General features: G+C 74.0%; 7 protein-coding genes. 5 read left to right on the plus strand and 2 right to left on the minus strand.

Features of this window, described 5'->3' with window-relative positions; translation table 11 throughout:
• Nucleotides 1-180 precede the first annotated feature (180 nt).
• Genes ACZ7LS_RS21675 through ACZ7LS_RS21695 form a run of 5 tightly spaced genes read left to right on the plus strand, consistent with a single transcriptional unit; the run spans nt 181 to nt 10,939 of the window.
• On the plus strand, nt 181-1,398 hold the full coding sequence (locus ACZ7LS_RS21675) for an ATP-binding protein (protein WP_385130407.1): 1,218 nt from the start codon (nt 181-183) through the stop codon (nt 1,396-1,398).
• A 1-nt stretch (nt 1,399) separates the two neighbouring features.
• Nucleotides 1,400-3,745: a DUF5682 family protein gene (locus ACZ7LS_RS21680; protein WP_385130409.1), complete on the plus strand. Its 2,346-nt coding sequence runs from the start codon at nt 1,400-1,402 to the stop codon at nt 3,743-3,745.
• Nucleotides 3,742-4,905 (plus strand): VWA domain-containing protein, encoded by a 1,164-nt coding sequence (locus ACZ7LS_RS21685; RefSeq protein WP_382969597.1) that lies wholly within the window; start codon nt 3,742-3,744, stop codon nt 4,903-4,905. Before ACZ7LS_RS21680 ends, ACZ7LS_RS21685 begins: the two co-directional genes overlap by 4 nt.
• On the plus strand, nt 4,902-7,094 hold the full coding sequence (locus ACZ7LS_RS21690) for a hypothetical protein (protein ID WP_385130412.1): 2,193 nt from the start codon (nt 4,902-4,904) through the stop codon (nt 7,092-7,094). Before ACZ7LS_RS21685 ends, ACZ7LS_RS21690 begins: the two co-directional genes overlap by 4 nt.
• Before the next feature lie 47 nt (nt 7,095-7,141).
• Entirely contained in the window at nt 7,142-10,939 is a 3,798-nt protein-coding gene (locus ACZ7LS_RS21695) for a DUF4132 domain-containing protein (RefSeq protein WP_385130414.1), read from the plus strand.
• 85 nt (nt 10,940-11,024) lie between these two features.
• On the opposite strand, the gene ACZ7LS_RS21700 is transcribed toward ACZ7LS_RS21695, so the two are convergent.
• Together ACZ7LS_RS21700 and ACZ7LS_RS21705 are read right to left on the minus strand one after the other, a co-directional pair.
• Nucleotides 11,025-11,654, minus strand: coding sequence for an HAD family acid phosphatase (locus tag ACZ7LS_RS21700; RefSeq protein ID WP_382519623.1), 630 nt, complete (start codon nt 11,652-11,654; stop codon nt 11,025-11,027).
• Between the two features lie 174 nt (nt 11,655-11,828).
• The gene (locus ACZ7LS_RS21705) at nt 11,829-13,661 is read right to left on the minus strand and encodes a LamG-like jellyroll fold domain-containing protein (RefSeq protein ID WP_385130418.1); all 1,833 of its coding nucleotides are present in this window, start codon (nt 13,659-13,661) and stop codon (nt 11,829-11,831) included.
• Nucleotides 13,662-14,401: the final 740 nt, after the last annotated feature.

Raw genomic sequence — 14,401 nt, forward strand, 5'->3', positions numbered from 1 at the left:
GGGGCGTGTGAGGAGGGGCTCGGGGCACACCACGGCCTCCATCGGGTCCAAGTACCGTGACATAGATGAACCATTGGGTGGTTATCGCACCTCGTTTCCCGTGTCCGGGTGTCCCGGTCCGTTGTCAGTCGTCGTGGTTATGGTCCTCGGCAACATCGATCACGACGGAGCGGAGGAGCGGTGCGGCGTTGGGAGCACGACGACGAGGGCGGCTACGGCAGCGGCGGGCCGCGCTCTCACGTACCCCCGGGCGAGCGGGCGTCCGCCCCCGGTGGCGGTACGTCCCCGCTCTCCCCGGGCACCGCGCGGGCGGATCCGGAGAATCTCCAGCGTCCGCCCGCGGAGGTCCGGTACGCCGGCGAACTCGCCGCCCTGCGGGCCGCCGACGACGCTCCCCGGCCGCCCGGCTGGGCGCTCAGCCTGCGCGCCGCCCGCCGGTTCATCTGCGGTGACGCCGAGGCGGGCGTCAGCCGCAAGTTCGTCGGCGACATCGCGCTCGTCGAACGGGCCCTGGTCGCGCTGGCCACCAACCGCGGCCTGATGCTCGTCGGGGAGCCCGGCACCGCCAAGTCGCTGCTGTCCGAGCTGATCGCCGCCGCCGTCAGCGGTGACTCCACCCTCGTCGTCCAGGGCGGCGCGGCCACCACCGAGGAACACATCAAGTACTCCTGGAACTACGCCCTCCTCGTCTCCGACGGGCCGTCCGACCGCTCGCTGGTCCCGGCGCCGGTGCTGCGCGGCATGCGGGACGGCGCGCTGGTGCGCTTCGAGGAGATCACCCGCTGCCCGCTGGAGGTACAGGACACCCTGCTGTCGTTGCTGTCCGAACGGGTCGTGACCATCCCCGAGCTGCCCGGCCCCGGAGGCATGGCCTTCGCCCGTCACGGGTTCAACGTCATCGCCACCGCCAACACCCGCGACCGCGGCGTCAACGAGATGAGCGCCGCCCTCAAACGCCGCTTCGCCTTCGAAACCGTGCTGCCCATCGCCGACCATGACACCGAGAGCGCGCTGGTCGAGGCCGAGGCCGCTGCCCTGCTGCGCCGCTCCGGCGTGACCCTGGCGCCCGACCCCGAGGTCATGGACGTCCTCGTCACCACGTTCCGGGACCTCCGCCCGGACCGCGGGGACGGCGGTGGCGGAGGCGACGCGATGACGTCCGTGATGAGCACGGCCGAGGCCGTCTCGGTCGCCCACGCGGTCGGCGTACGCGGCTGGTACCTGCGCGGAGAACCGGGCAACGCCGCCGACCTGGTCACCTGTCTGGCCGGTACGGCGGCCAAGGACAGCCCGGAGGACCTGGTCCGGCTGCGCCGCTACCTGGAGCAGCGGGCCGTCCACCGCGTCGGCCGGGCCTGGCGGCAGCTGCACGCGGCCCGGCACCTGCTGGCGGGCTGACATGCCGGCGACCTTCCTCGGCGTACGCCACCACTCGCCCGTCTGCGCGCGGCTCGTCGCGCGGACCATCGCGGCGCTCCGCCCCTCGCACGTACTGATCGAGGGCCCCGCCGACATGAACGACCGGCTCGACGAACTGCTGCTGGGCCACGAACTGCCCGTCGCCGTGTTCAGCCACTACCGGGACGCGGCGCGTACCACCACGTCGTGGACGCCGTTCTGCGCGTACTCCCCGGAGTGGGTGGCGCTCACCGAGGGCCGGGCGGCGGGGGCTCAGGTCCGCTTCATCGACCTGCCGGCCTGGCACCCGGCGTTCGAGGGACGCTCCAACCGGTACGCGGACGCTGAGGCCCGTTACGTATGGGCGACCGTCCGGCTCCGCGACCGGTTCGGGGTGGACTGCGCGGACGCCCTCTGGGACCGGCTGTTCGAGGCGGCCGACCCGCCGGACCCGGCCGACCCGCCGGACCCGGACACGTCTCCGGACCCGGACGGCGGGGACGCCCTCGCCGAACGGCTCGCCCTCTACTTCGACGTGCTGCGCGGGGACGCAGGGGCCGACCCGGGAGACCGCGCGCGGGAGGAGTACATGGCCGGCTGGGTCCGCGCCTCCCTCGCCGAAGCGGGCGGGCGTCCCGTGCTGGTGGTGACCGGCGGGTTCCACCGGCCGGCGCTGCGCGCCCTCGTCGAGGGGCCCCTGGCCGGGACACCCGACCGGAAGGAGGGCCTGCCGGAGGTGCCCCGGCCGCCCGCCGACGCCGTGGCCGGCAGCCATCTCGTCCCCTACTCCTTCCACCGGCTCGACGCGTTCACCGGCTACCAGTCCGGCATGCCCTCGCCCGGCTACCACCAGGACCTGTGGGAGAACGGTCCGCTCGCCGCGGGTGAGGCCCTGGTACGGGCGGTCACCGGACGGCTCCGCGCCCGCGGTGTGCCCGTATCCACCGCCGCGCTGATCGGGGCGCGGGCCGCCGCCGGAGGACTCGCCGCGCTGCGCGGCCACACCTGCCCCGCCCGGCTCGATCTCTTCGACGGCCTGGCCGGAGCCCTGCTCGACGAGGCCGTCGACGAACCACTGCCGTGGACCCGGCACGGCCGGCTCCGTGCCGGCACCCATCCGGTGCTCGCCGAACTGATCGCCGCCGGTCGCGGCGACCGCACCGGCCGCCTGCACCCCGACACCCCGCTGCCCCCGCTGGTACGGGACGTCACCGAACGGCTCGCCGCGCTCGGCCTGGACTTCTCGGGCCCGGTCACCCTGCGGCTGACCGAACCCTCCGGCCGTGAGCGCGGCAGGCTGCTGCACCGGCTGCGGATCCTCGGCGTCCCCGGATACATCCGTACCCGCGGCCCCGGCCACGGCACCGACCCGGAGTACACCGAGCGCTGGGAACCGGGCCCTGCCGTCGGCCGGGAGGCCGCCCTCATCGAGGCGGGGTGCCATGGCAGGACCCTGGAGGACGCCTCAGCCGCGGCCCTCGCCGAGCGGATGCGGGCCGAAGGCCCCGCGCCCGACGCCCTGGCCGGCGTCCTGTTCGACGCCGTCGTCTGCGGCGTGACCGGACTGCTCGGTCCCCTGCTCACCGAACTGCGCGCGGCGGCCGGCCGGTCGGTGGACCCCGGGCCGCTCGGGGAGGCACTGCACACCGCGCTCGGCCTGTGGCGGCACGACCGGGTGTACGGGGTCGGCCGCGACCCGCTGCTCGCGGGCTTCGTGGACACCGCCGCGCACCGGGTGCTGTGGCTGGCCGAAGGGGTGCGGGGCGCGGCCGGCGCCGATCCGGGACGGCTGCGCGCCCTGGCCGCCGTCCGTGACGCCCTGCTGCATGCCGCCGACCGGCTCACCCTGGACCGGGACGCGGCCTTCGCCGTCTGCGCGCGCGTCAGCGGCGACCGGGAGGCCCCCGCCGACCTGCGGGGCGCCGCGTTCGGCCTGTGCCGCTCGCTGGGCACCGGCGCCGACCCGGCGGCGGCGGTCGTGTCCCTGTCGGAACCCGCCGTTCTCGGCGACTGGCTGGCCGGTCTGTTCGCGCTGGCCCGCGCGGAACTGACCGCCCCCGGTGACGACTCCCGGAGCCTGCTCGCCACTCTCGACACGCTGGTGACCGGCCTGAGCGGGACCGGCTTCCTCGTGGGACTGCCCGCTCTGCGGCAGGCGTTCGCCTACTTCCCGCCCCGGGAACGCCGGCACATCGCGGACCGGCTCCTCGCCCGGCGCGGACTGGGCGGCTCCGCCCGGTCCCTGCTGCGGACCACGGGGGACCCATTGCTGCTCGCCCACGCACGCCAGTTGGAGGAGAACGTGCTGCGCACGCTCGACCGGCACGGACTGGGAGCGGCCCGATGACCGTGCCCGACCCCGGACTGGAACGCTGGCGGCTGATTCTCGGCAGTCCGGCCGAGGCCTGCACCGGCGCGCTCGGCGCGGAGGCCGCCGCCCAGGACGCCGCGCTGGACTGGCTGTACGGACGCGACCCCGAACAGGCGGTCCGCGGCGTACGCCAGGGCTTCGCGCCGCACCACGCGGACGCCCCCTGCTCCTCCCGGGAGGGCGGCCACGGGCCGTCCGTCGTGACGGCCGTCGACTGGCTGGAGGACGTGCACCGCCTCTTCCCCCGCGAGACCGTCGAACGGCTGGAACGCGACGCGGTCGAACGGTACGAGATCCACGAGATCGTCACCGACCCGCGCGTCCTGGAACGCGTCGCCCCCAACCCCACCCTGCTGCGCGCCGTACTGCGCACCAAGCACCTGATGAACCCCGATGTCCTGCGGGCGGCCCGGCGCATCGTCGACGCCGTCGTGCGGGAGCTGCTGGCCAAGCTGACGCCCGAGATCCGCCGTTCCTTCCACGGCACCCGTTCACGGCGGCCCAGCGTCCTGCCCCGGGCCCGCGACTTCGACCTGCGCGCCACGGTCCGGGCGAATCTGTCCCATTACCAGCCCGAGGAGCGGCGGCTCATCATCCAGAAGCCGCGGTTCACCTCCCGGACCAGGCCCCACCTCGAACGCTGGCAGCTCATCCTGCTCGTCGACCAGTCCGGCTCCATGGCCGGCTCGGTCATCCACTCGGCCGTCACCGCGGCCGCCCTGTGGGGACTTCCCGGGCTGAGGACGCATCTCGTGGCCTTCGACACGTCGGTGGTGGATCTGACCGACGATGTCACCGACCCCGTGGAACTGCTCATGCGGGTGCGGCTCGGCGGCGGAACCGACATCGCCCGCGCCGTCGACCACGCCGAGGGGCTCATCGACGCCCCGCGCCGCGCGATCGTGGCGCTCGTCACCGACTTCTACGAGGGCGGCGACGCCGACCGGCTGGTGCGCACCGTGCGGCGCCTGGCCGAACAGGGCACCACCGTGCTGGGCCTGGCCGCGCTCGACGAGGAGGCGAACCCTGCGTACGACCGCGAGACGGCCCAGCGCCTGGCGAACGCCGGGGCGTTCGTGGGGGCGATGACCCCCGGCCGGCTCGCCGAGTTCGTCGCAGAGAGGCTCGGCCGATGATCCGCGCCGACCTGATCGCCCTGACCTCGCAGACGCTGGCCGCGCTCACCAACCGCGGCCTGGTGAAGCGGGCCGCCAGGGAACGCGCGGCGGGCGGCGGCGCCACTGCCGTCCTCGCCCCGGACGGTACGCTCACCGGCCGCTACCCCGACGGCACCGAGGCGGCTCTGCCGCCGGGCGCCGGGCTGGACCTGGGCAGTTGCGCCTGCGCGGCCACCGGGGTCTGCCGCCATCTGGTCGGCCTGGTCCTGGCCTACCAGGAGTCCGCCGCGCCTCCGGGGCACGGCCGCCCCGGCACCCCGGCCGCCGATGGAGCGGGGCACCGGGATCCCGTCGGTGCCCCGGCGCCGGACCGGCGGCAGCGGCCCCGGCCGGACGGCGAGAGCGCACCGAGCGATACGGCACCGGGCGATACGGCACCAAGCGATACGGCACGAAGCGATACGGCACCGCGCGATACGGCCGTCCTCGTCCCTCCGCGGCCCCCGGCCCCCTGGTCGCCCGGGAGCGTCACCGACGAAGAATTGACCGCGGCGGTCGGCGCGCGCTCCGTCGCCGCGGCCCGCCGTATCCGGGCACGCGGCTACACCGCCCGGCTCGTCCACCCCACCGGGGCGGGTGACGAGGCCCGCGCCGAACTGCCCACCAGCACCGTCCGGTTCACCGTCCCCGGGGCCCTGGCCTGGGCTCTCACCGACAGCCGCGACGAGCGGCGCGGCGAAGCCGTGGCCCTCGCCGTCTGGGCGTTCCGTGCGGCGCTGGCCGTGGATGCCCAAGCCCCGCCGGCCGAGGTCCGCGTCGGCGCCGCCGCACCGAGCGGACGGAACGCCGGGGAGGCCGCCGAGGCAACCGCCGAACTCGCCGGCCGGCTGCTGCTGGACGGTGCCGCCCACGCCGGACCGGCCCTCGGCGCCGCCCTGCGGAGCCTGCGGGACGAACTCGCGGGACACGGCCTGCACTGGACCGCCGACGCCGTCGGCGAGCTGTCCGGCCAGCTCGACGCCTACGCCTCGCGCGCCGCCCACCACCATCACGGACGGCTCGCCGCACTCCTCACCGAACTCCACGCCCGGCACCGCACCGGCCGTCACGGCGACGGCGGCCCCGGTCGCGCCGCGATGCGTCTGGCGCGCCTCACCTCCCTCGGCTGCCGGATCTCCGGCGACCGGACCTCCCGCACCGCCGAGGTGTACTTCGGGCACGGCGACACGGGCCTCGCACTGGTGCTGCGCCACCGCTGGGAGCTGCCCGGGTCCACCGCCCCGGGTGACGGCCGGTCCGTCGGCCCGGACGGCGCCGTCCTCGCGTCCCGCCGGATCGCCGGGACCACTCTCGGCCGGCTCTCCCGCTCGCAGGTGGTCACCGAGACCGCCGTACGCACCGCGGGACACGCCCTGGTGCTCGGCGCCTCGCGCCAGGTCGCCGCCGGGTGTTCGCCGCTCGGCACGTCCTGGACCGAGCTGCCGGAATCGCTGCTGGTCCGCGATTTCGCCGCGTGCGCGCGACGGCTGAGCGACCTCCCGCCGCGCCTGATCCGGCCCCGGGTCGCCGCCGACGACATCCGCGTCCTCGCCGTGCACGCCGTGGAGGATCTCGGCTACGACCCCGCCGAGCAGAGCCTGACCGCGGTGGTCCGTGACGCGTACGGACACCCGGCCGTGCTCGCCGCGCCGTACAACCCGTACGGCCCCGGCGGGCTGGACGCACTGGCCGCCGCGCTCGGTGACGTGACGCGGGACGGGCCCCGCCATGTGAGCGCCTTCGTGACGGGCACCGCGTCCGGCGGTCTGCTGCTGGACCCGGTCGCCGTCCTGACCCGGACCGGCGTGACCGTGCTCGACCTGGCCCCGCCGAGCGGCCACGCGGGCCCGCCACCGGCCGTCCCGGCCGTCGCCGACCCGCTCACCGCCGCGCTGGACGACGCCGTCGACGCCCTTGACGAGACCGCCCACCGGGGCCTGCGCCATCTGGACGGACCGGGCCTGCGCCGGCTGGAGGACGTCGCGGCGGCCCTGGCGCGCACCGGTCTCGGCGAGGCCGCGGCCCGGGTGGGCGCCGTCGCCGGGGCCCTCGCCCGGGGCGAGCCCGAAGCGTCCGTCCCGTACTGGACGGACGCCCATCTCTTCCTCCTCACAGCGGCCTCGCTCCACGGGGCCGCCTCCGCCGGAACGGCGGCATCAGGGCCCTGACCGGCCCGCACGTCATCACACGTACAAGGGAAAGGACGGTCCGCGCCATGCGCCGTTGGGAGTTCGACCAGGGGACCTCTTCGAAGTTCTGGGAAGCGGAGGTCTCGGGCACCGTGGTGACGATCCGCTATGGGCGCACGGGGACCCGGGGCCAGGAGCAGGCGAAGGAGTTCGCCGACGCCGCGGCGGCGCAGTCGTACCTGGCCGGAACGATCACGCAGAAGGAACGCAAGGGCTACCAGGAGGCGACCGCCGGGGCCCAGGTCACCGGGGCCCAGGTCACCGGGGCCAAGGTCACCGGGGCCCAGGTCACCGGGGCCCAGGTCACCGGCGCCCCGGCCGCCACGGAGCCGGCCGGTGGCGCGCCCCCGCCTGCGCCCGCGCCACAACGGCGCCCGGACGAGGAGACGTTCCGGCTTCCCACGGCGTGGCGGAACACGCTGTACCCCCGGCGCGGCGGTGTCCGCCGTCCGCCGTCCGCGCCTGATCCGGAACAGCACACCCGTACGCTGACAGTGCTGCGCGACCGTGAACACTGGACTCCCGCGACCTTCAGCGAACGGACGGACCCGGCGCTGACCGAGGCGGCGCTGGCCCATCTCGCCGGTGTGCCCGACCCGTTCGGTGCCGCCGTCATCGGCACCATGGCGACCACCGTCGACGTCGGCCTGCCCTCGGTCGTCGACGCGTGGGCCGCCGCTCACGGACTGCCCTTCGCGGCGTCCGGGGTCATGCATCTGCTGGGTCTTGAGGTCGCCTGGGTGCACCAGGCGGACCCTCGTCTGGTGCGCCTGCGCGACCAGTTGTGGGAGCGGTCCTTCGCTCTGTTCTGGGGTGTGAACTCCTCTCCCGAGTGCCATGAACTGACGGACCGAGGGAACGCCGCCTCCGCCCTGGCAGGGCCGATCCACCCTTCCGTCGCCGCCGTCGCCGGAACCAGGAGGCCGCTTCACGGCGGACTGCGGGAAGCGTTCGACCGGGTCCGCGGGCTGCTCGCGGACTGCGACGACCGGACGTACGAGGAGGCCGTCGCGCGGCTGTCCGGCCATCGCGACGACTTCACCCGCCGGGTCGTGGTGGCCTACCTCGTCCCGACCGAGAGCGACTGGGTCGCCGAGTGCTTCGCCGACTGCGCCGCCAACGCCGCGCCCCTGGCGGGCCACCACAGTCTGCGATCGTTGTTGCGCTGCCTGCCGCACACGGCCGAGCAGGTCGCGACGCTGACCGAGCACGACCAGGAGCCCGCGAGTCCCGCGGAGTTCGCGACAGCGGCCGAAGGCGCGGGGGTCGCTGTCGACGCGCTGATCATCCGTGGGCTGGAAGTGTGGCCCCAGTCGCGTACCTCGTACCGCAAGCCCACCGAACTGCGCCGCGCGCTGCTCGAAGTTCCCACCGACCGGGCGTTGTCGTACTTCGTGGCACACGCGGGCCACAAGGACATACGGCCCTACGTCGTCAAGGCCATGGAGCGCTATCCCGTACGCGCCCTGCGGGTGCTGGCCCGCGCGGCGGCCGTGGAGGGACCGGACTCCGCCGTCCAGTCCCTGCTCGTCTCGCACGTCGGGGCTCATCCGGAGCTGACCGCCGAGCACCTGCCCGCCCTCGACGCGGTGGCCGGTGAGGCCGTCCGGGCTGTCCTCGACGACTCCGGCCGGCTGCCGGACGCCGACGCCGCCGACCTGCCCGGCCTGCTGACGAGCCCGCCCTGGACCCGGCCCCGCAGGACCGTCCGGCCGTTGACCGTCACGGGCCTGGCCGTACCCGAGGAACCCGTCGAGGCGTGGCTGCCCGGCGAACGCGAGGAGTGGGCCGCGACACCTTCGCCATGGGTCCCCTGGCCCTGGGACGCGACGTACGAGGCCGGTGAACTGCGCGCGGGCCGGATGTCCCGGGAGGTGCGGACGGCCGGCTGGTACATGGAGCAGCCGGACGACAAGATCCTGCCGCTGCTCGACGACTGGGCCCCCTCCGGCTTCTACGACGAGGAGGGAGTGCTGCGGCCGTTCACCGCCGCGTACGGCCTCAAGGCATACACGTTCCTGGTCCGGCTGGCCGCCCGTGAGCCGCGGAACGCCGGGCCTCTGCTCCTGCCCTTCCTCAGCGCCGGCATCGCCCGGATGATGGCCGACTGGCTGACGCGGCTCAAGACGTCGGCCGCCATGGCGCTTTCATGGCTCGACAGGCACGGACCGCGAGCGGCGGAACTCCTCGTGCCGGACGCGGTCGGTCCGGCCGGTCCGGCACGGCGGGCGGCCGAGTCGGCTCTTCTGCACATCGCCGGCCGGCACGGCGGAACCGTGGTGCGCGAGGCCGCCGTCGGCCACGGGCCGGAGGCCGCCGCCGCGATCGGCCGGTTGCTGGACAACGCCGACCCGCTCGTGGACACGCTGCCCCGGACCATGCCGCGGCTACCGGACTGGGCCGACCCCGGGCTTCTGCCGCAGATCACGGTCCGGGCCGGGGGCGCGCTGCCCGCCGAGGCGACGCGGCACGTGATCACCATGCTCGCCCTGTCCAAGCCGGAGGTGCACTATCCGGGGCTGGACGTGGTCGAGGAGACCTGCGAGCCCGCCTCGCTCTCCGAGTTCGCGTGGAGTGTGTTCCAGCGCTGGCGCCAGGCCCACATGCCGGCCAAGCAGAGCTGGGCGCTGATGGTGCTGGGCCGGCTCGGTGACGACGAGACGGTACGCCGGCTGACCCCCGTGATCCGGGCCTGGCCGGGTGAGTCGGCGCACCGCCGGGCGGTGGACGGGCTGGACGTGCTGGCCGAGATCGGCGGCGATGTGGCCCTGACGCATCTGCACGGGATCGCGCAGCGGGTGAAGTTCACCGGGCTGAAGGACCGCGCGCGCGAGAAGATCGGCGAGGTGGCCGAGGGGCTGGGCCTGACGGCCGACCAGCTGGCCGACCGGCTCGTGCCCGATCTGGGCCTCGGACCCGACGGGAGCACCGTCATCGACTACGGTACGCGCCGTTTCACCGTCGGCTTCGACGAACTCCTGCGGCCGTATGTCCTGGACGGGGCCGGTAAGCGGCGCAAGGACCTGCCCAAGCCCGGTGCCGCGGACGACACCGACCTCGCGACCGCCGAGCGCAAGCGCTTCAGCGCACTGAAGAAGGACGTACGCACCGTCGCGGCGGACCGGATCCGGCGCCTGGAGACCGCCATGGTCCTGGGCGGTACGTGGACGGCGGCCGAGTTCCGCGACCTGTTCGCGAGCCACCCGCTGATGCGTCATCTGGCCCGCCGTCTGGTGTGGTCGAGTGTCCACGAGACCGGCGAACACACCTTCCGGGTCGCCGAGGACGGCACCCTCGCCGACCGCGCCGACGACACGTTCGTCCTGTCCGACGACGCGACCGTGCGGATCCCGCACCCGCTGCGTCTCGGTGACGCCCTCGCGGCCTGGCGGGAGGTCTTCGCGGACTACGAGATCCTCCAGCCGTTCCGCCAGCTCGCCCGCCCGGTCCTCAGCCTCACCCCGGAGGAAGCCGAAGGGTCCAGCCTGCCGCGCTTCGAGCGGGCCAGGGCCGTCACCGGCGCGCTCCTCGGTCTCACCGAGCGCGGCTGGCGGCGCATGGACGTCCTGGACGCGGGGTGCTTCGCCGGTGTCTACAAGGTGTGCGGTCCCGAGCAGGTGGTGAGCGTGGCTCCCGAGGAAGGCTTCAACATCAATGACGTGGACTACGCGGCCCCCGTTCTCCTGACGGCCGTCTGGATCGACACGCGCTGGAACGACTATCCGAACCATCGGGGCGAGGTCCGCTTCGGCCGGCTCGACCCCCTCGCGGCGTCCGAACTCCTCCTCGATCTCACCGATGTCCTGGAGGAGAACCCGGGGTGACGCCGGCCGGGACGTGGACCCGCGACCGCGCGGTGGCCGATCGCGCGGTCGCGGGACGTCCTCGGCGCGCTCCCTGCTCAGGGCATTACGAGAGCTGGCCGTCGTAGTCCGGGAGCTTGAAGGTGCGTTCGGCGTGGCCGCCGACGATGTCGGTGGTGTTGTTCCCGATGTTGGCGATGATCGTGTAGCCCTTCGCCTCGATCTCGGCTCGCTTCTCCGTCTTGTAGGCGCTGACCTCTTCGAAGAGGTCGGGCAGGTCGCGTACGTACAGGCCGTCGACGGGGTAGCCGGCTTCCTTCAGGTTCCAGTCCGTCAGGGACTGGATGATGCCGGGACGTGCGGTGACGAAGAAGACGGCCACACCGCGGGAGTCGGCGTAGCGGGCCAGCTCCCGGACGTCCGAGACGGCGGGGGTGGGCAGCTGCCAGAACGGGTGGAAGTGCGTCTCCAGCGCGGTGTTGTCGATGTCCAGGACGATCGCCTGCTTCTCGGTGCCGGCGCTCGCGGTGCGGGCCTCGATCCAGGGGCGCGCCTCGGCGACGACGGCGGCGACGTCCCGCTGCCAGACGGTGTAGTCGACGGCCGCGGCGGCGGCGCTGGTGCGGGGCGCCGGGGCCGTCTCCGCGGCGGTGGCGGAGGTGACGGGGACCGCGACGAGGACGAAGGTGGCGGCGAGTGCCGCAGCGGTACGCGGGAGGGTGGCGCGTGCGTGCATCGGGGCTCTCCTGAAGGTGGGGGAAGCTGCCAACGGCTCGTGGACAGTGACCGGACGAACGAGTTGTCATGCTCGCGTCTCATGGTGAATGCCCGGCGACATTCTTACTACTGGCCGGTAGCACTTTTGTCCGAAACGCTCAGTGGCGGTGAGCGTTTCGGGCGCGGCGGCGGGTCAGCCGTTGGGGCCGACGGCGGCCAGGGCCGCGATCTCCGAGGCGCTCATGGCCCGCTGATAGGCGCGGACGTCGTCCACATAGCCCTTGTAACGGTCGGCCTTTTCCCCTTCCCACAGGCCGCGTCCGACGGTGAAGGGGCCGTTCGCTTCCCAGGTGGAGTGGTGCGCGGCGGTGCTCTGGAGGCGGCCGTCGACATACAGCAGGATCTGCCGCTTCTCCGCGTCGAACACCCCCGTGAGGTGCTGCCACGTGTCCATGGCCGGTGGGCCGGCCGATTCGGCCTCGTCCTCCCCCGCCTCCGTGGAATCGGCATGCCCCATGACGAGCCGCCAGCGGTTGTCGTCCTGGGCGTACTGGAGGAAGAACCCGCTGATGTCGCCGCCGTCCTGTGCGGCGACGGTGTAGAACTCCTCGCTCGACGTCAGCCGCGCCCACGCCGAGACGGTGAAACCGCGGGTCGTGTCGACCACGGCACGCGAAGTCTCCACGTAGCTCGCGCCGTTGAACCACACCGAGCCGTCCCGGTCATCACTCCACTCCACCCGGCCGTGGTAGCTGCCCGGCCGCCTGGCCGCCGAGGTGTCCTCGGGACGTTCACCGGCGTTCTCGAAGTCCCAGCGCAGCCGGGCACCCGCGAGATTCCCGGGCTTGGGCGGCGGCGGGCTCTTCGACGCCGAGGGCGGGTCGGCCGGCGGCTTCGAGCCCGGCTTCGAGCCCGGCTTCGACGACTTCGACAACTTCGACGCGGAAGGTGACACCGAGAGGGACGGGCCCTCCTCCTTCGGGGCGGTGCTTCCGCTCCACGTGTGGGAGCTGTCGTGGGAGTCCCGCAGTGTGGCCGGCGGATCGCCGGCCGGGTCGGAGTCTCCCGTGCCGAGAAGCACCACACCGAGCGCGATTCCGGCGACGGCGATCGCGACGAGGGCGCGGCCGGATCGCGTCCGAAGAGCCCGCGGCCGAAGAATCCGCGGCCGGAGGGACGGCGCCGGGGGCAGGCCCCCGGCCTGCGCTTCTTCGGGCGGCTCCCCCGCATGGACCGCCGCACAGGCCGCGCGGTAGTCTCCCCCGCCCCACGGCAGCAGGCTCTCCGCCAGCAGCGGTCCCCACTCGTGCCCGTGCGGCCGCGACAGATTACGGAACACCCGGTCGCAGTTCCCGCACGCGGCCAAGTGCCCTTTGAGCCCGCTCGCGCCGCCGCTGCCGAGCGCCCGGGGGAGACCGATCCGTGCCGTGGTGAGTACCAGACGGCTGAAGGGACGACACCGCGCCGCCGCCGTCTCCTCGTACAGCCGGCCGTACAGCGTGAGGAACTTGTCCTCCACCGTGCCGGCCCAGATACGGACAGAGTCCTGGCCGGTGCCGGTGCACCGTGCGACCTGCGCGATGTCCTCCTGGTCCACGAGCCTGTGCCAGAGAACGGCCTGAAGGCGCTCCGGGAGCTGGTGGAACGCCTGGCCGAGCAGGACGGCACCGGTGGTGTCGTCCCCCTGGACCGGAGCCCCGGCCACCCCGCCGGACTCCGCCAGCCAGGAGCACAGACCGGGCGCGAGATGGTGCTGTTTGTCGTCTGTGGCCCACTCGGCGGCCGTGCGCACGAGCGTGTTCAGCAGATAGGGCCGCCAGGCCGTGGAAGCGCCGTCGACGAGGAAGGACCGCGCCGCCGTGAACTCCGCGGAGGTGACCAGCAGGGCCGCGGCGGTCGGAGTGGTGGTGCACTGCGCCGCGTAGCCGGTCGCCGCGCCACGGTGACGATCGGAGAGCTCCCGGGCGGCGGCCTCCGCCCCGCCGGAGGCGCGGAGGGTTATCCGTACCAGCTCGCGATCGCTCAACCCGGCCGCGCCCCTGAGGGACGGATCGGGTGCAGCCGGTGACCGGTCGGGAGAGAGGGGCAGGTGGCGCGCGGGGTGCGGCACGTCGGATCTCCTGGGACTGTCGGCGTTCGTCGAGGAGCCCCCGCCGCGTCGCGCGCGCCGGAACACCCGGCCGGACAGGACCGGGGAGACGGAGACGTTCGTGCGCCTCTCCCCCGCCGCACATCAACCTGTGCCGGGTACGCCAGGGGCACTCAAGCGTGTCACGTCCGCTGTGGGGGGGGGGAGGAGGCTTGGACCGCCACGGGGGAAGGCGGTCCAAGCACACGACCACGGTGCCACACCGGTGGGGTGCTCCACCACCGTTCGGGTGAGGCAACGGCCCTTGTGCACAGGGGCATTGCTCTCTCCCGGTACGTGGGGTAAAGCACGGCGGCCCGTCGCGTCGTGCCGCGTGGCAGCCGCCCCGCGCGGGCGCGCCGGGCCGCGTTCACGGGGCCGTGGAGGCCGTGTTCTCCCACCGGGAGCGTACGGAGAGCCGTACGGGCCGGAGAGAAGAAGGCGTCGGCGCCGAGTCGACCACCTGAAGTGCTCGGGCACCGCGCGCGGTTCGCGTGACGTCGTCGAACGCCGCTCCACCCGTGGCGCGCGGGCCGGAACGTGAGCTCCACACCGACACAACGCGCAGGACGGCTGAGCAGTGTGTGACGGCGGATCGTGGAACCGGTCATACCCGGGCAACGCGGCCCGGCATCACC

The sequence above is a fragment of the Streptomyces sp. NPDC039430 genome, assembly GCF_055639435.1.